General features: G+C 58.6%; 24 protein-coding genes. 3 read left to right on the top strand and 21 right to left on the bottom strand.

Going from position 1 to position 18,676, the window contains the following annotated elements:
* Nucleotides 1-78 precede the first annotated feature (78 nt).
* The gene (gene csaB, locus Q0Z69_RS05355) at nucleotides 79-2,307 is read left to right on the top strand and encodes a polysaccharide pyruvyl transferase CsaB (RefSeq protein WP_298030469.1); all 2,229 of its coding nucleotides are present in this window, start codon (nucleotides 79-81) and stop codon (nucleotides 2,305-2,307) included.
* Nucleotides 2,308-2,392: 85 nt separating this feature from the next.
* Here csaB and Q0Z69_RS05360 read toward each other — a convergent pair whose 3' ends face one another.
* From Q0Z69_RS05360 to yedF, 5 genes are read right to left on the bottom strand one after another with little or no spacing between them, the layout of a single operon-like run.
* Nucleotides 2,393-2,911, bottom strand: coding sequence for an NUDIX domain-containing protein (locus Q0Z69_RS05360; protein WP_298030470.1), 519 nt, complete (start codon nucleotides 2,909-2,911; stop codon nucleotides 2,393-2,395).
* A 12-nt stretch (nucleotides 2,912-2,923) separates the two neighbouring features.
* Nucleotides 2,924-3,097 carry a DUF6472 family protein gene (locus Q0Z69_RS05365; protein WP_298030472.1) on the bottom strand — a complete coding sequence of 58 codons (174 nt, stop codon included), beginning with the start codon at nucleotides 3,095-3,097 and terminating at the stop codon, nucleotides 2,924-2,926.
* Nucleotides 3,098-3,128: 31 nt separating this feature from the next.
* Nucleotides 3,129-3,365 (bottom strand): DUF3343 domain-containing protein, encoded by a 237-nt coding sequence (locus Q0Z69_RS05370; protein WP_298030475.1) that lies wholly within the window; start codon nucleotides 3,363-3,365, stop codon nucleotides 3,129-3,131.
* Nucleotides 3,365-4,507, bottom strand: a complete 1,143-nt coding sequence (locus tag Q0Z69_RS05375) for an aminotransferase class V-fold PLP-dependent enzyme (RefSeq protein ID WP_298030476.1) — start codon at nucleotides 4,505-4,507, stop codon at nucleotides 3,365-3,367. The genes Q0Z69_RS05370 and Q0Z69_RS05375 overlap by 1 nt, the downstream gene beginning before the upstream one ends.
* Nucleotides 4,504-5,118, bottom strand: coding sequence for a sulfurtransferase-like selenium metabolism protein YedF (yedF, locus tag Q0Z69_RS05380; protein ID WP_298030477.1), 615 nt, complete (start codon nucleotides 5,116-5,118; stop codon nucleotides 4,504-4,506). The genes Q0Z69_RS05375 and yedF overlap by 4 nt, the downstream gene beginning before the upstream one ends.
* A 32-nt stretch (nucleotides 5,119-5,150) precedes the next feature.
* Here yedF and Q0Z69_RS05385 point away from each other — a divergent pair, with 32 nt between their 5' ends.
* Nucleotides 5,151-5,297, top strand: a complete 147-nt coding sequence (locus Q0Z69_RS05385; protein ID WP_298030479.1) for a hypothetical protein — start codon at nucleotides 5,151-5,153, stop codon at nucleotides 5,295-5,297.
* Between the two features lie 64 nt (nucleotides 5,298-5,361).
* The gene (locus Q0Z69_RS05390) at nucleotides 5,362-6,618 is read left to right on the top strand and encodes a diaminopimelate decarboxylase (RefSeq protein ID WP_298030481.1); all 1,257 of its coding nucleotides are present in this window, start codon (nucleotides 5,362-5,364) and stop codon (nucleotides 6,616-6,618) included.
* 60 nt (nucleotides 6,619-6,678) lie between these two features.
* On the opposite strand, the gene Q0Z69_RS05395 is transcribed toward Q0Z69_RS05390, so the two are convergent.
* The 16 genes from Q0Z69_RS05395 to Q0Z69_RS05470 all read right to left on the bottom strand — a co-directional run bounded on the left by Q0Z69_RS05395 (nucleotide 6,679) and on the right by Q0Z69_RS05470 (nucleotide 18,575).
* Nucleotides 6,679-6,921: a hypothetical protein gene (locus Q0Z69_RS05395; protein WP_298030484.1), complete on the bottom strand. Its 243-nt coding sequence runs from the start codon at nucleotides 6,919-6,921 to the stop codon at nucleotides 6,679-6,681.
* Nucleotides 6,922-6,948: 27 nt separating this feature from the next.
* Nucleotides 6,949-7,401: a hypothetical protein gene (locus Q0Z69_RS05400; protein WP_298030487.1), complete on the bottom strand. Its 453-nt coding sequence runs from the start codon at nucleotides 7,399-7,401 to the stop codon at nucleotides 6,949-6,951.
* Nucleotides 7,402-7,421: 20 nt separating this feature from the next.
* Nucleotides 7,422-7,694: a hypothetical protein gene (locus Q0Z69_RS05405; RefSeq protein ID WP_298030489.1), complete on the bottom strand. Its 273-nt coding sequence runs from the start codon at nucleotides 7,692-7,694 to the stop codon at nucleotides 7,422-7,424.
* Between the two features lie 265 nt (nucleotides 7,695-7,959).
* Nucleotides 7,960-8,304 (bottom strand): hypothetical protein, encoded by a 345-nt coding sequence (locus Q0Z69_RS05410; protein ID WP_298030492.1) that lies wholly within the window; start codon nucleotides 8,302-8,304, stop codon nucleotides 7,960-7,962.
* Nucleotides 8,305-8,315: 11 nt separating this feature from the next.
* Nucleotides 8,316-8,729 carry a hypothetical protein gene (locus tag Q0Z69_RS05415; RefSeq protein WP_298030494.1) on the bottom strand — a complete coding sequence of 138 codons (414 nt, stop codon included), beginning with the start codon at nucleotides 8,727-8,729 and terminating at the stop codon, nucleotides 8,316-8,318.
* 147 nt (nucleotides 8,730-8,876) lie between these two features.
* Nucleotides 8,877-9,998: a hypothetical protein gene (locus tag Q0Z69_RS05420; RefSeq protein ID WP_298030496.1), complete on the bottom strand. Its 1,122-nt coding sequence runs from the start codon at nucleotides 9,996-9,998 to the stop codon at nucleotides 8,877-8,879.
* Between the two features lie 284 nt (nucleotides 9,999-10,282).
* Nucleotides 10,283-10,717 (bottom strand): hypothetical protein, encoded by a 435-nt coding sequence (locus Q0Z69_RS05425; RefSeq protein WP_298030500.1) that lies wholly within the window; start codon nucleotides 10,715-10,717, stop codon nucleotides 10,283-10,285.
* Between the two features lie 44 nt (nucleotides 10,718-10,761).
* Entirely contained in the window at nucleotides 10,762-11,253 is a 492-nt protein-coding gene (locus Q0Z69_RS05430; RefSeq protein ID WP_298030504.1) for a hypothetical protein, read from the bottom strand.
* A 49-nt stretch (nucleotides 11,254-11,302) separates the two neighbouring features.
* Nucleotides 11,303-11,704 carry a hypothetical protein gene (locus Q0Z69_RS05435; protein ID WP_298030507.1) on the bottom strand — a complete coding sequence of 134 codons (402 nt, stop codon included), beginning with the start codon at nucleotides 11,702-11,704 and terminating at the stop codon, nucleotides 11,303-11,305.
* A 23-nt stretch (nucleotides 11,705-11,727) separates the two neighbouring features.
* Nucleotides 11,728-12,177 carry a helix-turn-helix transcriptional regulator gene (locus tag Q0Z69_RS05440; RefSeq protein WP_298030509.1) on the bottom strand — a complete coding sequence of 150 codons (450 nt, stop codon included), beginning with the start codon at nucleotides 12,175-12,177 and terminating at the stop codon, nucleotides 11,728-11,730.
* Between the two features lie 111 nt (nucleotides 12,178-12,288).
* Complete coding sequence (locus Q0Z69_RS05445) at nucleotides 12,289-12,654, bottom strand: VOC family protein (protein WP_298030512.1); 366 nt, start codon at nucleotides 12,652-12,654, stop codon at nucleotides 12,289-12,291.
* 138 nt (nucleotides 12,655-12,792) lie between these two features.
* Nucleotides 12,793-13,560 carry an HAD family hydrolase gene (locus Q0Z69_RS05450; RefSeq protein WP_298030516.1) on the bottom strand — a complete coding sequence of 256 codons (768 nt, stop codon included), beginning with the start codon at nucleotides 13,558-13,560 and terminating at the stop codon, nucleotides 12,793-12,795.
* Between the two features lie 4 nt (nucleotides 13,561-13,564).
* The gene (locus Q0Z69_RS05455; protein WP_298030519.1) at nucleotides 13,565-14,110 is read right to left on the bottom strand and encodes a hypothetical protein; all 546 of its coding nucleotides are present in this window, start codon (nucleotides 14,108-14,110) and stop codon (nucleotides 13,565-13,567) included.
* Nucleotides 14,111-14,187: 77 nt separating this feature from the next.
* Nucleotides 14,188-15,516: an extracellular solute-binding protein gene (locus tag Q0Z69_RS05460; RefSeq protein WP_298030522.1), complete on the bottom strand. Its 1,329-nt coding sequence runs from the start codon at nucleotides 15,514-15,516 to the stop codon at nucleotides 14,188-14,190.
* A 66-nt stretch (nucleotides 15,517-15,582) separates the two neighbouring features.
* Complete coding sequence (locus Q0Z69_RS05465; protein ID WP_298030524.1) at nucleotides 15,583-16,704, bottom strand: ABC transporter ATP-binding protein; 1,122 nt, start codon at nucleotides 16,702-16,704, stop codon at nucleotides 15,583-15,585.
* A gap of 41 nt (nucleotides 16,705-16,745) precedes the next feature.
* The gene (locus tag Q0Z69_RS05470; RefSeq protein ID WP_298030525.1) at nucleotides 16,746-18,575 is read right to left on the bottom strand and encodes an iron ABC transporter permease; all 1,830 of its coding nucleotides are present in this window, start codon (nucleotides 18,573-18,575) and stop codon (nucleotides 16,746-16,748) included.
* Nucleotides 18,576-18,676 lie beyond the last annotated feature (101 nt).

An 18,676-nucleotide genomic window follows, 5' to 3' on the forward strand; every position in this document is an offset into this window, starting at 1 on the left:
TGTGGACAATGTACGGGAAATATTGTATACTATTTTCCGTGATTCCACAAGGACTTTTTTATAAAGAGAGGCTTTTTCATGAAAGTCATCCATCTCATCAGCGGCGGCGACTCCGGCGGAGCCAAGACCCACGTGCTGAGCCTGCTGCAAAATCTGAACAAAACCATCACCGCTCAGCTGGTCTGCTTCCGGGACGGTCCCTTCGCCGAGGAGGCCCGGAGCTTGGGCATCCCCACGGAGATCATGGGGGGCAACAACATCCCCCGGCTCCGCCGCCAACTGACGGACTACATCCGCCGGGGCGGCTATCAGGTGATCCACTGCCACGGGGCCCGGGCCAACATGGTGGGTGCGCTGCTGCGCCTCCCCACGGGGCTGCCGGTGGTCAGCACCGTTCACAGCGACTATAAGCTGGACTACATGGGCCGCCCCCTGAGCCGCCTGACCTTCGGCAATATCAACGCTTGGGCCCTGCGGCAGGTGGATTACCGCATCGGCGTGTCCGACGCCATGGTGGACCTGCTGATCTCTCGGGGCTTCGCTCCGGACCGGTTCTACGCCATTTACAACGGCATCGACTACGCCCCCGCCCCAAGCCAGGGGGACCGGCTCCCCTACCTGCGGAGCCTGGGGGCCGACGTGGACGGAGACAGCGTGGTCATCGGCATCGCCGCCCGGCTGAATCTGGTGAAGGACATGTCCACTCTCATCCGGGGCTTCGCGGCGGGGCTGGCCCAATGCCCCCGGCTGCGTCTGGTCATCGCCGGTGACGGCGAGGAGCGGGACAAGCTGGGCGCCCTGGCAAAGGAGCTGGGCGTGGAGAAGCAGGTGACCTTTGCCGGGTGGATCTCCGGCGGCATGGACCGGTTTTACAGCGCCCTGGACGTCAACGCCCTCACCAGCCTGTCGGAGACCTTCCCCTACGCCCTGACGGAGGGTGCCCGGTTCCACCTGGCCACGGTGGCCACCGCCGTGGGCGGCATCCCCTACCTCATCGACCAGGACGTGAACGGCTTTTTGATCCAGCCCGGCGACTGGGAGGCCCTGGGCCGCTGCTTCGCCGCCCTGGGCAATGACGACGGCCTGCGCCGCCGGATGGGGGAAAAGCTATTTGAAAAAGCGTCGGCCCAGTTTTCCATCCAAAAGACAGTGGAGACCCAGCTCCACATCTACGAAGAAATTCTCCGCCGCCACAGCCGCCCCAAAACGGAGCGGGACGGCGTGGTGATCTGCGGGGCCTATGGCCGGGGCAACGCCGGGGATGACGCCATTCTGGAGGCCATCCTCCAGGAGATGCGCTCCATCGACCCAGACATGCCCGTGACAGTCCTCAGCAAGGACCCCAGATCGACCCGCCTGGCCTATCGGGTCCGGGCCGTCAGCCGCACCAACATCCCCGCCTGGCGGCGGGCCATGAAGCGGGCCAGGCTCTATATCAACGGCGGCGGCAGCCTGATCCAGGATGTCACCTCCCGCCGGTCCCTGTGGTTCTACCTCCACAACATCCAGACTGCCAAACGGTGCGGCTGCAGGGTGCAGATGTACGGCTGCGGCATCGGTCCCGTGACTCGGGACAGCCACCGGAAGCTGGCGGCCCGGGTCCTGAACGCGTGCGTAGACGTGATAACCCTTCGGGAGCCGGACTCCCAGGCGGAGCTGAAGGCCATGGGCGTCACAGAGCCGGAGATCCTGCTGACCGCCGATCCGGCCCTGACCCTGCGGGGGGCCCCCAGCGACGAGACGGACAGCGTGCTGCTGCGGGCGGGCATCCCGCCCCACGGCCGGTATCTCTGCTTCGCCCTGCGGCACTGGCGGGGCTTTGAGGCCAAGGCCCCCCTCTTCGGCAGGGCGGCCAGATACGCCTATGAGACTTACGGCCTCACTCCGGTGTTCGCGGCGGTGGAAAAGCACCTGGACCCGGAGGCGGGCCGCCTGGCCGCCCAGGGGCTGGACGGCATCCCTCACTACTTCCTGGACGACACTGGCGCCGCCGGCACCATCATCGGTGCCCTCAGCCGGATGGAGGCGGTGGTATCCATGCGGCTCCACGCCCTGATCTTCGCCGCCGGACAGGGCATCCCCCTGGCAGGCGTGGTATACGACCCCAAGGTCTCCTCCTTTCTGCGCTACATCGGACAGGAAAATTTCGTGGACCTGGAGGCCCTGACGGAGGAGGCCCTCCGGGCCATGATCGACCGGGCCGTGGCCAAAACGGCCCAGCCCGAGGCCCAGGCCGCCGCCGTCCAGCAGCTCCAGGAGCTGGAGCAGCGGAACGTAGAGGTGGCCCGCCGCCTGCTGGGAGCCTGATCCCCCTCTCCCACACATTTTTTCTCACGCTCCCTCAACGAAAAAGCAGCCGCTGCCGCGGCTGCTTTTTCGTTTGAATAGATTCTTATTTGGTGGGGAATCCAAAAGTCCCCCGCATGTCGAACAAAAAGCGCAGGAAGCTTTTGGGATAGGCAATGAAGCTGCCCTCATCCACCATGGCCAGCAGCTCTTCCAGTGTGACCCAGCGGACATCGTCCACCTCCTCCGCCTGGAGCGTCAGCGCGGAGATATCCATGTCCCGCTCCGCCACAAAGAAGTCGTCAAAGCCCCCGGCGAAGTTCACCGTCACCGTGGGCCGCACGCCGGTCAGGTCCAGGACATAGCCCAACTCCTCCCGGACCTCCCGTTCTGCGCCCTGGCGTGTGGTCTCACCGGCGTCCACGCCGCCGCCCACCGTCACGTCCCAAAGCCCCGGCCAGATGTGCTTGCTGGCTGTCCGCTTCTGGATCAGCATGCGGCCCCGGCTGTCAAATATGCACACGTGGACCACGATCCGCAGCTCGCCGGGGCCTTTCTTTGCATAGCGCTCCGCCGTTTTCCCCAAGGGGACGCGGTTTTCGTCATACAGGTCTACCAGTTCCATCCTCGTCTCTCCTCACTGCCGCCGGGCAGTCTCATAGTCGTCGCCCCGGCGATAGAAGGGGCAGGCGTTGTTGGCGCTGCGCAGAAAGCGCTCCATCTCGTCCTCATCCAGGTCCATTGTACAGTAATAAACGTCCATCTCGCCGTCATAGTCGTAGTGGACGCACTCCTCGCAATTCGCCGCCACAGGGCATCACCTCTCAGCAAGATCATGGTTTTTATAAGATTATCGCATAGATCCCATCCACATCCAAGCGCTGTTTCATCACCAGCTCCTCCACCGCCTCCCGGGCGGCGGGCGGCGCGGCCCAGCACATGCCGCACCCGGCGGTGATGGACCGGGGCACCGGGATCAGCCGCCCCGGCACACCCGCCGCCTTGCAGGCGCACTCCATGGCCATGGCCCCGGCGGTGGTACGAAAGGTCACCACGCACTTTTCCGTCCGCTCCCGCATCACAGCGCCTCCACCGCCAGGGTCCGGACGGCCTCCGCCGCCGCGTCCGTCTCCTCCTCCGTGTTGGCCCAGCCCCAGGAGAACCGGACAGCTCCCTGGTCCGTGGTGCCCAGCGCCCGGTGGAGCCGGGGCGCGCAGTGCGCGCCGGGCCGGGTCGCGATACCGAACCGTTCCGCCAGCTCGTCGGCCACCTCCGCCGAGTCCAGGTCCCCGATGTTCAGCGTCACGATGGGGGCGCGCTCCGCAGCGTCCAGATCGCCGTACAGTGTGACCCCCGGCGCTTCCCGAACAGACTGGTAAAACCGCCGGGCCAGGGCCGTCTCATGTTCCCGGATGGCCGCTATTCCGGTCCTGGCGATGTAGTCCAGCGCCGCCCCCAGTCCTGCCAGCCCGTGGCTGTTGAGGGTCCCGGCCTCCAGACGGGTCGGGTATTCGGCAGGCTGGGTCTCCAGATAGCTCTGGACCCCGGTGCCGCCCACAGCGAAGGGACGGATCTCCACATCCTCCCCCACGCACAATCCCCCGGTGCCCTGGGGCCCCAACAGGCTCTTGTGGCCGGTGAAGCACACCACGTCGATGTGCTGCTCCTCCATGTGGATGGGGAATACCCCCGCCGTTTGGGAGGCATCCAGAATGAGCAGCAGGCCATGCTTGCGGCAGAAAACCCCTACCCGGCCAATGTCCACCAGATCCCCCGTCAGGTTGGAGGCGTGGGTGCAGACCACCGCCCGGGTGTCAGGCCGCAGCAGCCGCTCAAGATCATTGTAGTCGATCTGTCCCCGCCTGTCCGCCGGGACGAAGTCCACCGCCGTCCCCCGCTCCCGCAGGCGGTACAGGGGCCGCAGCACGGAGTTGTGTTCCAGGTCCGTGGAGATCACATGGTCCCCCGGCCCCAACAGGCCGCTGATGGCGATGTTCAGGGCCTGAGTGGAATTGGGCGTGAAGCACACCCGCTCCGGCCGGGGGCAGCCAAACAGGTCCGCCAGCTTTTCCCGGGCATCGTACACCGTCCGGGCGGCGGACAGTGCGTCGCTGTGGACGCCCCGGCCACAGTTGCCGAAGCCGTTCATGGCGGCAGCCGCCGCCTCCGCCACGCCGGGGGGCTTGGGCCGGGTCGTGGCGGCGTTGTCCAGATAGATCATGGCTTGATGACCTTTCCCGCCCCAGCCAGCGTCTCCACGATGCTGTACATGTTGGTGGCGCTGCCCACCGCCAGCTTTTCCGTCAGGCCGTAGTAATTCAGGCAGGTGCCGCAGGTGAGGATCTCCACGCCCTGGGCCTCCATGCTCTTCAGGTCCTCCAGGGAGTCGCTGCCCTCCACCGTCAGCTTCGCGCCGCCGTTGTAGAACAGGATGGTCCTGGGCAGTGTGGGCAGCTGGCTGACGGCGAAGAGAAATCCCTTCATCAGTGTCCGGCCCAGCTCGTCGCTGCCCCGGCCCATAGCGTCGGTATCCACCGCCACCACCAAGTCCCCCCGCTGGTCCGGGACGCAGCTCATCTCCGGCTCCACCGCCGTCTCGCCCACAGGGTCCGTCGCCTCCATGGTGACCACGAATTTCCCTTCGCCCCGCTTCTCCGCTTTCGCCGTCAGATGGTGGCCCGCCGCCATTCTCGTCAGGTTCTGCACGGCGATCTCATTGTCTACATGGATCTCCAGCGTCCCCGGCTCGGTCATCTCCCGCAGGGCACGAGTGGCCTTGACCACCGGGATGGGGCATTGCTCGCCAATGGCGTTCACAACGATATTCCGCATAATCTGTTCCTCTTTCTCCGCCGGGGCGGTGTATGTTTCCTTTTATTGTACCGCTGGATGGCCCGGAAAACAAGGGGCTGTTTTTTCAAAAGAACAACGCCGCCGCAAATACCACCAAAGCGCCCTTCCTTTCGGTGGAAAATCCCGTGCATATCGCCGTTTCTCGGCAAATTCCTTGACAGGCGCCGCAAAAAGCTCGTAAAATAATACTGTCCTATACCGAAAAGATTTGAGGTCCCGCCTATGAAAACGCCCTTTGTGACAAAAGACCAGCTGGAGGCCATCGCCGCCCAGTACCCGACCCCTTTCCACATCTACGACGAGAAGGGCATTCGTGAAAACGCCCGCCGCCTGAAGGCCGCCTTCGCCTGGAACCCCGGCTACCGGGAATACTTCGCCGTGAAAGCGACTCCCACCCCCGCCATTTTGAAGCTGCTCCATGAGGAGGGCTGCGGCTGCGACTGCTCCAGCGAGGCGGAGCTGCTGATGGCGGAGCGCTGCGGTGTCACCGGCGAGGGCATCATGTTCTCCTCCAACAACACCCCCGCCCGGGAGTTCCAGCTGGCGGACCGGCTGGGCGCCATCATCAACCTGGACGATCTGACCCTGGTGGACTTTCTGGAGCAGTCCATCGGGAAGATCCCTGAAAAGATCTGCTGCCGCTACAATCCCGGCGGCGTGTTCACTCTGGGCGAGACCCGGGAGGGCTTTCAGGTGATGGACAACCCCGGCGACGCGAAATACGGCATGACCCGCGCCCAGATCGCCGAGGCCTTTGCCCGCCTGTCTGCCATGGGCGCCAGGGAGTTCGGCATCCACAGCTTCCTGGCCTCCAACACCCTGTCCAACGACTACTACCCCGCCCTGGCCCGCATTCTGTTCCAGCTGGCGGCAGAGCTGAAGGCGGAGACCGGCGTGCACATCACCTTCATCAACCTCTCCGGCGGCGTGGGCGTGCCCTACCGCCCGGAGCAGCCCGCCAACGACATCGCCGCCATCGGCGAAGGCGTGCGGAGGGCCTACGAGGAGATCCTGGTCCCCGCCGGCATGGGCGACGTGGCGCTGTACACGGAGCTGGGCCGCTTTATGCTGGCCCCCTACGGCCATCTGGTGACCCGGGCAGTCCACGAAAAGCATATCTACAAGGAGTATATCGGCGTGGACGCCTGCGCCGCCGACCTGATGCGCCCCGCCATGTACGGCTCCTACCACCACATCACCGTCATGGGCAAGGAGACCGCCCCCTGCGACCACAAGTACGACGTGGTGGGCTCCCTGTGCGAGAACAACGACAAATTCGCCGTGGACCGGATGCTGCCCAGGATCGACCGGGGGGATCTGCTGGTGATCCACGACGCCGGCGCCCACGGCCACGCCATGGGTTATAACTACAACGGCAAGCTCCGCTCCGCCGAGCTGCTGCTCCGGGAGGATGGCTCGGTGGAGCTGATCCGCCGGGCGGAGACCCTGGAGGACTATTTCGCCACCGTGGTGTGGTGAGCGCGGACATGACAAAGACGCTTCGGCTGTGCCGGAGCGTCCCTTTTTTACGCGCTGGTATCAATACCAATAGGGAAAGTTCGGATACGGCACTTCCTCGCCCCTCTTCTTTGCCATCCGGTTCTGCACGAGGGCGATCAGGAAGTAAATAGCGCACTCCGCGAAAATATAGATCTCCTGCGCAAGATGTCTGTCCCTGCCGCTCTCCAGCGGAAGCAGCTCTGTCAGCGGCGTATAGAATATGACGAAGTACCCGATGAAAAGACAGGCCCCCAACCCATATCTGAATTTTTTATAGCCCATGTTTGTCTCCTTCGTCGCAGATCAATTTTAATTTACAGAATAAGTTCCAAAATGCGTAAAAATACCAAAAGTTGATGACGAGCCATTTTTATGTAATAGGGGAGAATAATAGTCTGAGTTTATATCTCCTCGTTTGATTGTCTCACGGTCCAAAAGTACTCGCTTTCCATTGTTCTCAATAGAATACTCTTTTATAAAAAGTTTTCCTAAGGAAGGTACATATCTAGTAAGAGAAGCTTTGCTTCCAATCTGTAAATATGTTGTTTTCATAAATGGGGTTATTGTAATGGATATCTTATTAGGAAATGAACTCTGATTGCTTTTGCTAAACTCAATATGCTCATAGAATGGAGAAATTCGACATTCAACTGATTTAGCCCCGATACTTTCTTCGGAAAAATATTCGAAACTAACGGCAAGATAAAGTATCATAGCAGATATGACTAAGAAAATTATCCGGTAGAAAGTATGCTGGCGCATAAATGCAAATCCTCCCAAACTTAGTCATAAAAATCGGCGTATTCTACCGCAGTTGCAACATCAGAAAACGGCTGGCTATAAGGATCATATTCGTAAACCAAGCAAGTATTTTTATACCAATATCCGCATTCAAAATCTCTGGTGTGCTCAGTAATATAAATCGAATCCTCATTATTGCCTCCATCGCTACTTGATGCGATGGTCTCTTTTGTATATTCATTCGTTACTGTTGCAGTCCCCCAAACTGTCGGAAGATTTACAGGCTTACCATTCTCATCTACTGTTTGAAACATCAAATCATAATATAAAATTGGCTGCCGTGATGCTTAGTAGATCACATATCCCGATACGGAGATCGTATCGGATGAATTGTTCCTGATCGCCAGCGTGTAATCCCCTCCCTGGTCATTTTATCTGCCGGGCGGAAACGCTGGACAACGATTTCGCCAGCTATGGCGTAAGCAGAAAAACCAACGCGCTCCCAGCTGCACTGGTGCGGCCGGGGGCGTTTTCATGTGCGTCTCCGATAAGGGACAGCATTTCATCCAAAACTGATTTTCACCTGCGGCGGATGAAGCACCGCACGATCTCCATAGAGCCGAAGATCAGCAGGTGATAGAGCAGGATGATCCCGCCAAACAGGAGGATATCCGCCACGTAACACATCTCCGGGCGGATCCCGCAGATCATGCCGGTCAGCACGGACCAGAGGACCAGCGTCAGCAGACGGGTCGTGATGGGGGACCAGCCCAGGGTCTCAGTCCAGAAATTCCCGCCGGTCATCTTGTCCGCCAGCCCTTCCACCAGGCGTTTGCCCACTGGGAGGCGAAAGAAGACGGTCGTGAAGAGCAGCACCGCCAGAACGGCCAGCCTTGTGTTGATCGGTGTGATGGGGGTCATCATAAGATCGCCTCCTATTCCTCTGCATACGCTTTGATATGCAGCGTACAGTTGCCCGTGGTGCCAGCAGCAAATTCTGCCGTTACTTGAAACGCCGCGCCGGCCACATTGCAGGAAAGCGGCTTTTCAAACGTCACATCAGTGCTTTCCGCCAGCTCATATGTGCCGCCGCTGTTTTTCGTATAGACCCGTACTTTCACGGCGGTTGGTCCCTGGGTCGAGACCAGCGACACATTCACCGTACTGCCGCCCAGAGAATTACCGTCAGTCAGCACTTCATATTCTCCCGTCTGGGGAGAGAGTCCAAACGTCTTGCTCTGATCGACTGGCTTTGGCAGGAACAGTCCGCCAGCCGCGCTTGCGGAAAAGGTGCAGAACAGCAGAACCAACAGCGACAGCGCGACATATTTTCTATATTTTTCCCTCATGGATAGCCCCTCCCTGGCCATTTTATTTGTCTGGCGAAAGCACTGGATAACTATTTCTCCACGGAGCTATGGTGACAGGATGAACGCAGCGTTCTCCCGGCCGATTCGGCATAGCCGGAGCATTCTTTTTTATGCACGGGCGCAGTATTACCTGCTCTGCTGGCCTTCTGCCAGCTCCGCCCGCACTTCATCGACTGTCTTTCCGATGGTCTGAACAGGCTTTTCCGAATACCAGCCCAATCTGCCGATCTCATTGCCGTCCCTGTCGTACAGGGGTTCGGACGTGGCGGTGCGCATCGCCGCCATCTCTTCCTCGCTGACCGGCAGCTCTTTCGGGCAGCGGATATAGCCGGCAAGCCCATCCTCATTGACCGCGGGCTTCAGGTCCGGGGAATACCCCACCGCTTCCCGCAAAACATCGGGGCCATAGGTCTGTCCCTTGGCGTTCACCGGGTATTTTCCATTCACCAAATACGCATCCGCCAAAGCCCACAGCTCGGGGTTCTGGGCGGTGCTGTCTGCCAGCTCGGCCGCCACCGTTTCCATGTCCTTCCCAATGATATCGGGACGCGAGAACTCCACAAAGAAGCTGCCGATACGCTTTCCAGCCAAATCATAGAGCGCTATAAATTTCCCGTCATAGCGGCCAAAAGCCCTTTCATCCGCAGCGGCCAGCTCTTCATAGCGGACATAACCGCTCTGCCCCTCTGTTCCCATGGCGGCCACCAGATCAGGGTGTCTTCCAGTCTCCAGCGCCGCCGACAATGTGCCGTATGTCTCTCCGCGGCTGTTCACAGGCAGAGCCATGTCCACGTCGTCAGTCGAGCGAGACTGTGATCCATTGGAGGTGGTCAGCCGATGTGTTTGAAACGGATCGAATTTTCCATCTGCCTGTTTCACATGCAGAACGCCGTAACCGGTGATTTCGGTCCCGCTGAAATAGGTGTATTTCGTCTGGGTCACAAGGAAATAGTAGGGATCTGACAAGGTGGCAAGGCTTGAGCGCACCACTTTGCCCTCATTGTCCTCTATAAACGCCTGCGCCTGCACCTGGTCCACAGGGATCGGTCTGTTATCCGCCGATTTGATCCACGCCGCCGAGCTGTACCGCCCCTGATCCTCGTAAAGCGTGGTCCAGATCTCATAGTTCCGCCCATTGCCGTCGGCAGGCCGCGGGTCCGACTCGGCGATCTCTCTTGCGAAAGCGGGCACGCTGATGGAACAGCAGAGTGCGATCGCCAGAAGCAATGCCGCCAATTTTTTCTTCATAGCTGGCTCCTTTCATGAACCGTTAAAATGAACAGCAGGGTCATATTAAATTGTTATTGCCGTGATGCTCAATAATTCACTTTCCCCCGATACGGAGATCGTGTTGGACGAATTATTTCTGATCGCCAGCGTGTAATCCCCTCCCTGGTCATTTTATCTGCCGGGCGGAAACGCTGGACACCTATTTCGCCAGCTATGGCGTAAGCAGAAAAACCAACGCGCTCCCTGCCGCACTGGTGCGGCGGGGGCAGTTTCACGTGTCCCGAATACGGCTCGGCGATCCTTCATACCCGCGGCGGATGTCGTTCACCGCCTTGCCCTTTAGATTTAAAATCACGACTCAATGTCCAGAAAAGGATGCCCTTTACCGCAAAAAATGCAATTTCTGGAAGCAGCATACTGGTAAACCGACAGACACGCAGAAAACAGCAAAGACACCAAATCGAAAAAAGCACATGTGGGGTGTAAATGGCCAAAAACTTTCCAAAGTCATGCTGGGAAAATGTTGCATGAGCAAATATTTTCCCAGCATTCCGCAGTATGCGCCGTGCAAGGCACCATGTAACGATTTGCCAAGGGAGAAAAAGCAGTACAGACAAATATTCAAGAGGTTCTCTAACAGAAAATGACAACCACAATCCTTCCATTAGCCCTACGGTGTGAATCAGTAATATTCGGAACATGATATTTGTCCTATAGGCATCCATAAACCACTTCATGGCACCCTCCACACGCATCGTTTGATGTGGGAAAAATTACAAATTCAACCCGTAGAATATAACTCCGTCTTTACCATGCAATCTAAAAATCTTTCCACTCCACCATCATTGTAGACCCATACTATATGATACCATGACATACTTCCCGAATAATAGGTAGATTTATAGTATTTTCCCATAACCTTGCCATCATGCTTGATATAGTAAAGAAGCTGTGCCCCTGCACTTATTGCCGTGACAGTAAAGCAAATAGGGCCTAAGCCCGGGATAAAGCCCATTAAACTAACAGCTGAACCCGCAATAGTTCCTTCAATAAAAGAATCTCCAGTTGTCATCCCTAAATATATAAAACCCTCAGGCGAATAATGCCCGTAGCGGCAAGTGTCATCCTCCAATGGCATAATGCCATTAGGTTTACCGCCTACGAAAAACCGTTGTCCACTTTGAGCAATCTGAGATGAACAATAAGTATGTTCATTTTCAATGGCTAACGCAGGAGCAGATAAGGATATACATGTAGCTAAGGCTAAAAACAAACAAATTATTCTTTTTTCATAATTCCCTCCCTTTTTGCCGCATATGATATTAGTAGATCACATATCCCGATACGGAGATCGTATCGGATGAATTGTTCCTGATTGCCAGCGTATAATATCCCTTCTGGCTGACTCTAAATGTCTCGTAGAAATTTCCGGTTTTCGTATTTGCCGAATAAAATAATCCATCCGGCGCGATAAAGCCGAAATCCACGCTGGCCGAGTTCGGCTTGTAGGTGGCGCTGATCGTGATCGTCTCACCGATATCCAGTGGGAAGGACTTATCATTTGTAAACAGCAAATTACCAGGAATCTCCGCATTAAAGTTGTTTGTCGCCCGTACTATGGCTATCTCCTGCTCCACCACTTCGACTGCTCCCGCGTTGATCGTGAGACATCCGATCACCGCGGCACAGGCCAACACGATACAGAGCAATTTTTTAAGCCTCATAAAAACTCACCTCCTTTCCTGTATCACCACTCCGACGAAAAGTGATTGCCTGGTACGACCTCCACCTCCTCTCCTCTCATATCCGCCATGTCCAGAAGATCATCCGGCTTCGGGGCGGCTATGTAGCCGATGATAAGCCCCGTTACCAGCGCCAGCAGGCACAGCAGCGCCGCCAGCCAGACCGCCATCCGGCGGCCCTGTTTTGGCTTCGCCCCGGCGGGCGGCTCCAAAGCAGCCGGCTCCGGGTCAGGCGGCTCCTCTTCCTCCGCTGGCGCCGCCGCGCCGTAGACCAGCTCGTCCAGAGTCACGCCGTACAGCCGGCCCAGCTCCATCAAATTTTCCGCGGACGGCGCGGCCATGCCGGTCTCCCACCGGGACACCGCCTGCCGGGATACGTCAACCCGCTCCGCCACATCCGCCTGGGACAATCCCGCAGCCTGCCGCAGGTCCCGCAGCCTTTCTTCCACGCCCATCTTCAGCTCCTTTCTTCCACCATAGCAAAATGTCCAATTTTTGTAAACCGCATCTAGTTTACAAGGGGGCAATTATTGATTGCCCCCTTGCTTTCCGCCCATATTCGCCCCTCACCGGGTCGGAATGATCTCGATCCAGTACCCGTCGGGGTCGCTGATGAAATAGATGCCCATTTTCGGGTTTTCAAAGCACACGCACCCCATGGCCTGGTGCTTCGCGTGGGCCGCCTCATAGTCCGCCGCCTGCATGGCCAGGTGGAACTCGCACTCCCCCAGGTCGTACTTCTGGGGGTGGTCCCGCAGCCACGTCAGCTCCAGCCGGAAATCCGTCTTCCCGTCCCCCAGGAACACGATGACGAAGCTGCCGTCCTCGGCCTCCTTCCGCCGCACCGGCTCCAGGCCCAGGGCGTCCTTGTAGAATTGCATGGATTTGTCCAGATCGGACACATTGAAGTTGAAATGGTTGAAAGTCAGCATACGTCTCACCTCATGTTTGATTTGATAGTGGTTTCTTAAGTTCAGTATAGCACGCAGGGCACCCCCGCCGCAAGCGCGGCGGAAAAAAGTCCCCGGGCCGCCGCCCAGGGACTATTTTTGTATCATTCCGCACGGCGTTCAGATCGCCTGCTTTTCCTGCAAGATCTGCTGCTTCAGGATGGGGTACACCTCGTAGATGTCGGTGATGCTGTACGTCGGCTTTACATCCTTCGGCACGTCCTTGTCCCGGGACGCGGTGAGGTGAGAGTGGATGTGGAACGTGACGCCAAAGCCCATCCGCTGGGGGCCGATGACGTCCCGGGAGAAGGTATCGCCCACGTAGGCGCAGGTGGCGGGGTCCGACTGGATCTGATGCAGGGATACCCGGAAAATATTGGGGTCCGGCTTGCGGTAGCCGGTGACGGAGGACAGCGTCACATCCTGGAAATAATCCCGGATGCCGTACTCCTTCAAGATCCAGAACACCTGGTACAAACTGGCGGTGTTGCTGATGACCCCCAGCTTCAATCCCAAGCTCTTCAGGCCCTCCAGCATCTCCACCACGCCGGGCCGCAGGCTGCGGTGGTAATAGGTGATCTCCCACATGTGGGCCAGCTCCTCAGCAAAGGGCTTCACCGTTTCAAAATCCAGGCCGAATTCCGGCAGCACATAGTTGCCCCAGATCTCCTCGGGCTTCAATTCACGGTTGGTGGGAGCCCGGTAAGCGGCATAGTTGTCCCAGCCGTCCGCCAGCTTTTTCACGGCGGTGGGAATATCCATGTCCACAGCGATTCCCTTTTCCCGGAGGATGCGCAGGACCCCTTCGGCGGATGCCGCGCGGCTGGCATCGTCGGTATAGATGTCCTCCAGCGTACCGCCCATGTCAAACAATACGGTATCGATCATAATCTCACTGCCTTTTCTCAAGCCTTGCCGCAGGGGCGGCCTGGGGTTTATTTTTCCAGTATCGGTAATAAAGGAATATCGACGATCCGCCGCCCAGTACAAGAGGAGGCAGCACGAACATCCCAAAGAGCCACAGGATCATCTGCCGGACCTCCGGCTCATCTTTTGAATAGATCAGCAGAGTGATGAGGCAGGCCAGCATCAGTAAAAACGCCCAAAGATACGCTGCCGGCAGCAGCCGCTTCTCCGTTTTGGATAAAAACCATGCCAGGCCGCACACCGCCGCTCCGACGGCCGACGGGATCAAGGCCTCCAGCAGGTTCACTGCCGTCACCGGCAATCCGGCCAGCACCGCGTCCAGCGGGTCCAGCAGGAAGAAAAACAGTGCGCCGTAAACAAAGATGAACAGCCATGCGAGGCAGAAGGAATACAGCATCAGGGTGCTTTTCACCTTGCCGTTCTCTGTCATCTGGAACGCTCCCCAGAAACTGTCGGCGGCTTTGGTGACCTTTTCGTTGTATTTTTGTTGTTGAATGGGGTTGCCGCGCATGGATCTTCCTCCTTTTAGGGAAGGCGGGCGGCCATATCAGCCGCCCGCCCGACGGAGCCGCATTCAGCGGCAGGATATCACATGTTGGGGTTCTGGTTCAGCCACAGGGTCCACATATCCTGAACGTTGGGATAGTTCCAGTAGATCGCGTCCAGGTCGTTGGCGCGGGCACCCAAGTCGGCCAGCTTCTCGGGGTTCCAGTCGTCCTCCACGTCGTCACGGAGCATCCAGTTGCCTTCCTTGGAGAAGGGCTTCAGGCCGCCGCTCTTGCCATCAGCGCCGCCGGTGACGAAGCGGATGAACAGACGGGCGCCGGCGGGGTTGTCGCAGCCGGCCACAGCGAACATGGATTCCACGTTCAGCAGGGCGTTGTAGGGAGTCAGGTTGGTGCACCAGGCGATGTTGTAACCGGACTCGTCGCGGTTGCCGATCTTACCGGCGGAGGCCAGGGCCAGAGCGGGATCGTCGGCGGTGGAGTTGTGAACGGCCAGCACCAGCTCGTCGCCGTCGCCGATGAAGGTCATCTTCGCCTGGCTGAAGCGCCACAGGTACTCAACGCCGGCGTTGTTCTCGGGGACCTCAAAGGGGAACTGAGAAGCGTCGTAGGTGTACTCCAGGTCCTCACCGTAAACGTCCTTATAGGACTGGGCCATCTCATCGGAATAGTTGATGAAGCTGGCGAACAGGGACAGGTAAGCAGTCTCCTGGCCGATCTCCTTGGTGTACAGGCGGTACTTCTGGCTGCCATCCTCGTTCTTCTCGATGATCTGCCACCAGCTGGTGATGGGCTGGCCATCGGGGAATGCCTCAGTATTATAATACCAGAAAGCCTGGGATGCGTAAAGGGGGTAACTGAACGTTAAATTCTCCTCGTCAATGTGAGAGCAGATGTCACGGGGATAGAACGGCTCGATGATGCCCTGAGAATAGTATTCAAAGAACACGTTGCCGTTCACGTCCTTGGTCTGCAGCACGTCGGCGGTGATATTGCCGGTCTCGTTCTCGATCTGAGCCTTGCTCAGCACCTCGTCAGAGTCCAGATCAGACACCTCCAGCTTCAGCTCGGGATAGGTCTCGTTCCACTTGTCCACGACCTTCAGCATTTTGGAGGAGGTGGCGTAGACGTTGATGGTGTCGGCGCCGGCGGCAGCCTCTTCCTTGGCCTTCTCATAGAGCTCCTCGTCGGTCATGTCGCTCCACTCGTCCCAGTAGGGGCCGTGGGCCTCGGTGCCGGTCTCCACGTCATAGCCCAGGTTCAGGGGGCACTCCGCCTCGGTAGTGGCGGGTTCTTCCGTGCCAGGAGCGTCCGTGTTGGCGGGCTCGTCGGTCTTCTTGTCGCCGCCGCAGGCGGCCAGGCTCAGCACCATAACGCCGGCCATCAGGAGTGCAAAGAGTTTCTTTTTCATCGGGTCTTCTCCTTTCGTTTTTGAAACATGTAGGGATTCTCCGCTGGGTCATTTATAAACTCGCGGTCACACCGCGCGCTTAATGAGTCTGGTGGTCTCCTTGTTGTAGACGTTGATCTTATCCTGGTCGATGATAGCCCAGACCTTCTGGTCCAGATCGTAGTGGACCTGGCCCAGTTCCTTCACCAGGAATTCCTCCTCGCCGGCCTTCAGGGTCACGATGGTCTCAGATCCAGCGGGCTGGCTGGCATAGATGGTGACAGGCAGGGCGCCCTCAACGGCTTCACGGGAGATGAGGATCTGCTCGGGACGGCAGGCCAGCACGCAGTCGAACTCGCCGCTGGCGGGCTTCTCCTCGTCGGTCAGGGTGTCGGGGCTGAAGGTGTGGTCGCCCAGTTCGCTCTTGACCACCAGCTGGCCGTTCTTCATCTCGGCCTTGCCAGGGATCAGATTGATGCGGGGATTGCCGATGAAGTCGGCCGCCTGCAGGTCGATGGGGTTGTTGTACAGCTCCATGGGCGTGGCCACCTGGTTCAGCATGCCTTCCTTGAACAGGGCGATCTTGGTGGACATGGTCAGGGCCTCGGTCTGGTCATGGGTCACGTAGATAATGGTGGTGCCCAGCTCCTTGTGCAGACGCTGCAGCTCAGCGCGCATGTCGATGCGCAGCTTGGCGTCCAGGTTGGAAAGAGGCTCGTCGAGAAGCAGCAGCTTGGGGCTGCTGGCTACGGCACGGGCGATGGCCACGCGCTGCTGCTGGCCGCCGGACAGCTCTGTGGGATACCGGTCCTTGTATATCTCGATCCGCATCATCTTCAGGGAGTCCATGACCCGCCGTTCGATCTCGGTGTGGTCCATCTTCTGGATCTTCAGGCCGAAGGCCACGTTGTTGTAAACGGTCATGTGCGGCCACAGGGCGTAGGACTGGAACACCAGGTTCAGTCCCCGCTTGCTGGGCTCGGCATAGTAAGCGTCGTTGGCGTTGATCATCTCCACGCCGTCGATGGTCATGATGCCGTTCTGGGGCTTTTCCAGGCCGGACACCACGCGCAGGGTTGTGGTCTTGCCGCAGCCGGAGGGACCCAGCAGGGTCATGAAGTCGCCATCCTCGATGGTCAGGTTGATGTCCCGCAGGACGTGGTTGCTGCCATAAAATTTATCAATATGCTTTAATTCGATACGACTCATATCATTCTTTCCTTTCTGTCAATAAACACGGTTCCTGGAAATCACCAGCTCTTGCTGATGTCGGCTCCGCCGATCTTGTTGGCGGCGATATAGCACACCAGGATGAACAGCAGCACACACACGGAGATGGCGTCGGACATCTGGTTGTAGCCCTCCTGAGAATAGGTGAAGGCCAGATAGGACATGGTCCGGGTGGTGGGGGTCATCATGATGATGATCAGGTCCAGCTCCTTGGCGATGGAGATGAACACCAGCATGAAGCCGGAGATAAAGCCGTTCTTCGCCAGGGGGATGATGATGGAGGACATCCGCTTCCAGAAGCTGGCGCCGGCGATATCCGCCGCCTCTTCCAGCTCCACGCTGATGGAAAGCATGTTGGCGGTGCCGGACCGGCTGGCGAAGGGGAAGTGCTTGACCACGGAGGTCAGAACGATCAGAGTGAAGGTGCCGTACAGAGAGGGGATCAGGCCTCCCAGGTGCGGACGGGAGAACATGGAGAAATACATGGTGGAGAACGCCACGCCGCTCATCAGGTAGGGCACGAACACCAACTGCTCGGTCAGGTTGCCGTACCATTTGCCGCGGCCGCGGGAGCTGATGTAGCCCAGGAACTGGCCGCAGAAGGCGGTCAGGATGGAGGCGATCAGAGTCAGGCGGATGGTATTCCAGAAGGCGCTGGTAAACTCGGGATTTCGGAAGATGCCGGGATAGTTGGTATATTTGGCGATGTCGCCGGACTTGCCGATCCAGTTATACAGCGTCAGGTTGTCCAGGCCGTAGCCCGCGCCGGTGGTGATTTGGAAGGTCTCCATGATCAGCACGAAGAAGGGCATCACCATGGCCAGGAACAGGAACACACCCAGGAACACCATCATGGGCTTCTTGGCCGCGCCCAGAGGCATCAAAGTGCTGCGGCCGCCCTTGCCGCCCACGGTGGCATAGGACTTGCGGACGCCAATGATGCGCTGGTTGCCCACCAGGATCAAAGCGGCCAGACCCACCAGCACGATGGACATGGCGTAGCCCACGCCGCGGGGGCCCTGGTCGATGAACACGCGCATTTTGGTGGCCAGGGTGTAGTAGCCGATGCGGTTGCCCAGGTTGGCGGCCACGCCGTATGTACCGATGGATTTGGAGACGGTCATGACCAGGGCGGACAGCACGGAGGGCATGATCAGGGGCAGGGTGATATGGCGCAGGATCTGGGCCTTGTTGGCGCCCTGGATCTCACCCATCTCCTCCAGCTCGGAGTTGATGGAGCGCAGCGCGCCGGACACCTGGATGTAAGAGAAGGCGTAATAGTGCATGGACATGCACAGGATGATGGCGATGGGACCGTAGGCCAACCAGTCGGGGATCGGGATCCCCATGCCCGCCAGGAAACCGTTGGCGCCGGAGGTCTTGTTGCGGAACACCGCCAGCCAGGCCAGGGCCTTGGTCCAAGAGGGGATCATGTAGGGGATGGTGACCAGCAGGCCCAGGACCTTCTTGCCAGGCAGGTCGGTGCGGATCATCAGCCACGCCAGCACCGAGCCCAGAGGCACGGAGATCAGGGTCGTCATGGCGCCGCAGAACAGGGAGTGCATCAGAGGCTCCCACAAAACGGCCTTGGCCATGGCGCCGCTGAGCATGTACTTCCAGTAGTACAGGGTAAAGTCGCCCACATGGGCGCCGGGATTGCGGCGAAGCTCGCCCTGAGCCATGGTGACGGTGGATTTGATCATGGTCAGCAGGGGAATGACGATCAGGCAGAACAGGATGATCAGGCTGACCAGCACGATCATGTTGAACGGGTTCTTTACCACGTTCAAGATCAGGTTTTTCAGCCTTGTCTTCGTCAGGGGCTTCTTGGGAAGGTTTTTCTTTGACACGGTAACACCTCTTTCTCAAAACTGCCGGGAATGTCGCCTGGGATGGGATCGCGTTGCTCAACTCTCTCAAACTCCGCTCACGTTTGTCAGTGATAAGCCGT

The sequence above is a fragment of the uncultured Dysosmobacter sp. genome (assembly GCF_947631165.1).
Taxonomy (GTDB): domain Bacteria; phylum Bacillota; class Clostridia; order Oscillospirales; family Oscillospiraceae; genus Oscillibacter.

Coding starts and splice junctions, on each gene's coding strand:
- csaB (WP_298030469.1), top strand. CDS start 79: ATGAAAGTCATCCATCTCATCAGCGGCGGCGACTCCGGCGGAGCCAAG.
- Q0Z69_RS05360 (WP_298030470.1), bottom strand. CDS start 2,911: ATGGAACTGGTAGACCTGTATGACGAAAACCGCGTCCCCTTGGGGAAA.
- Q0Z69_RS05370 (WP_298030475.1), bottom strand. CDS start 3,365: ATGCGGGAGCGGACGGAAAAGTGCGTGGTGACCTTTCGTACCACCGCC.
- Q0Z69_RS05375 (WP_298030476.1), bottom strand. CDS start 4,507: ATGATCTATCTGGACAACGCCGCCACGACCCGGCCCAAGCCCCCCGGC.
- yedF (WP_298030477.1), bottom strand. CDS start 5,118: ATGCGGAATATCGTTGTGAACGCCATTGGCGAGCAATGCCCCATCCCG.
- Q0Z69_RS05385 (WP_298030479.1), top strand. CDS start 5,151: ATGTTTCCTTTTATTGTACCGCTGGATGGCCCGGAAAACAAGGGGCTG.
- Q0Z69_RS05390 (WP_298030481.1), top strand. CDS start 5,362: ATGAAAACGCCCTTTGTGACAAAAGACCAGCTGGAGGCCATCGCCGCC.
- Q0Z69_RS05395 (WP_298030484.1), bottom strand. CDS start 6,921: ATGGGCTATAAAAAATTCAGATATGGGTTGGGGGCCTGTCTTTTCATC.
- Q0Z69_RS05400 (WP_298030487.1), bottom strand. CDS start 7,401: ATGCGCCAGCATACTTTCTACCGGATAATTTTCTTAGTCATATCTGCT.
- Q0Z69_RS05405 (WP_298030489.1), bottom strand. CDS start 7,694: ATGTTTCAAACAGTAGATGAGAATGGTAAGCCTGTAAATCTTCCGACA.
- Q0Z69_RS05410 (WP_298030492.1), bottom strand. CDS start 8,304: ATGATGACCCCCATCACACCGATCAACACAAGGCTGGCCGTTCTGGCG.
- Q0Z69_RS05415 (WP_298030494.1), bottom strand. CDS start 8,729: ATGAGGGAAAAATATAGAAAATATGTCGCGCTGTCGCTGTTGGTTCTG.
- Q0Z69_RS05420 (WP_298030496.1), bottom strand. CDS start 9,998: ATGAAGAAAAAATTGGCGGCATTGCTTCTGGCGATCGCACTCTGCTGT.
- Q0Z69_RS05425 (WP_298030500.1), bottom strand. CDS start 10,717: ATGAAGTGGTTTATGGATGCCTATAGGACAAATATCATGTTCCGAATA.
- Q0Z69_RS05435 (WP_298030507.1), bottom strand. CDS start 11,704: ATGAGGCTTAAAAAATTGCTCTGTATCGTGTTGGCCTGTGCCGCGGTG.
- Q0Z69_RS05440 (WP_298030509.1), bottom strand. CDS start 12,177: ATGGGCGTGGAAGAAAGGCTGCGGGACCTGCGGCAGGCTGCGGGATTG.
- Q0Z69_RS05445 (WP_298030512.1), bottom strand. CDS start 12,654: ATGCTGACTTTCAACCATTTCAACTTCAATGTGTCCGATCTGGACAAA.
- Q0Z69_RS05450 (WP_298030516.1), bottom strand. CDS start 13,560: ATGATCGATACCGTATTGTTTGACATGGGCGGTACGCTGGAGGACATC.
- Q0Z69_RS05455 (WP_298030519.1), bottom strand. CDS start 14,110: ATGCGCGGCAACCCCATTCAACAACAAAAATACAACGAAAAGGTCACC.
- Q0Z69_RS05460 (WP_298030522.1), bottom strand. CDS start 15,516: ATGAAAAAGAAACTCTTTGCACTCCTGATGGCCGGCGTTATGGTGCTG.
- Q0Z69_RS05465 (WP_298030524.1), bottom strand. CDS start 16,704: ATGAGTCGTATCGAATTAAAGCATATTGATAAATTTTATGGCAGCAAC.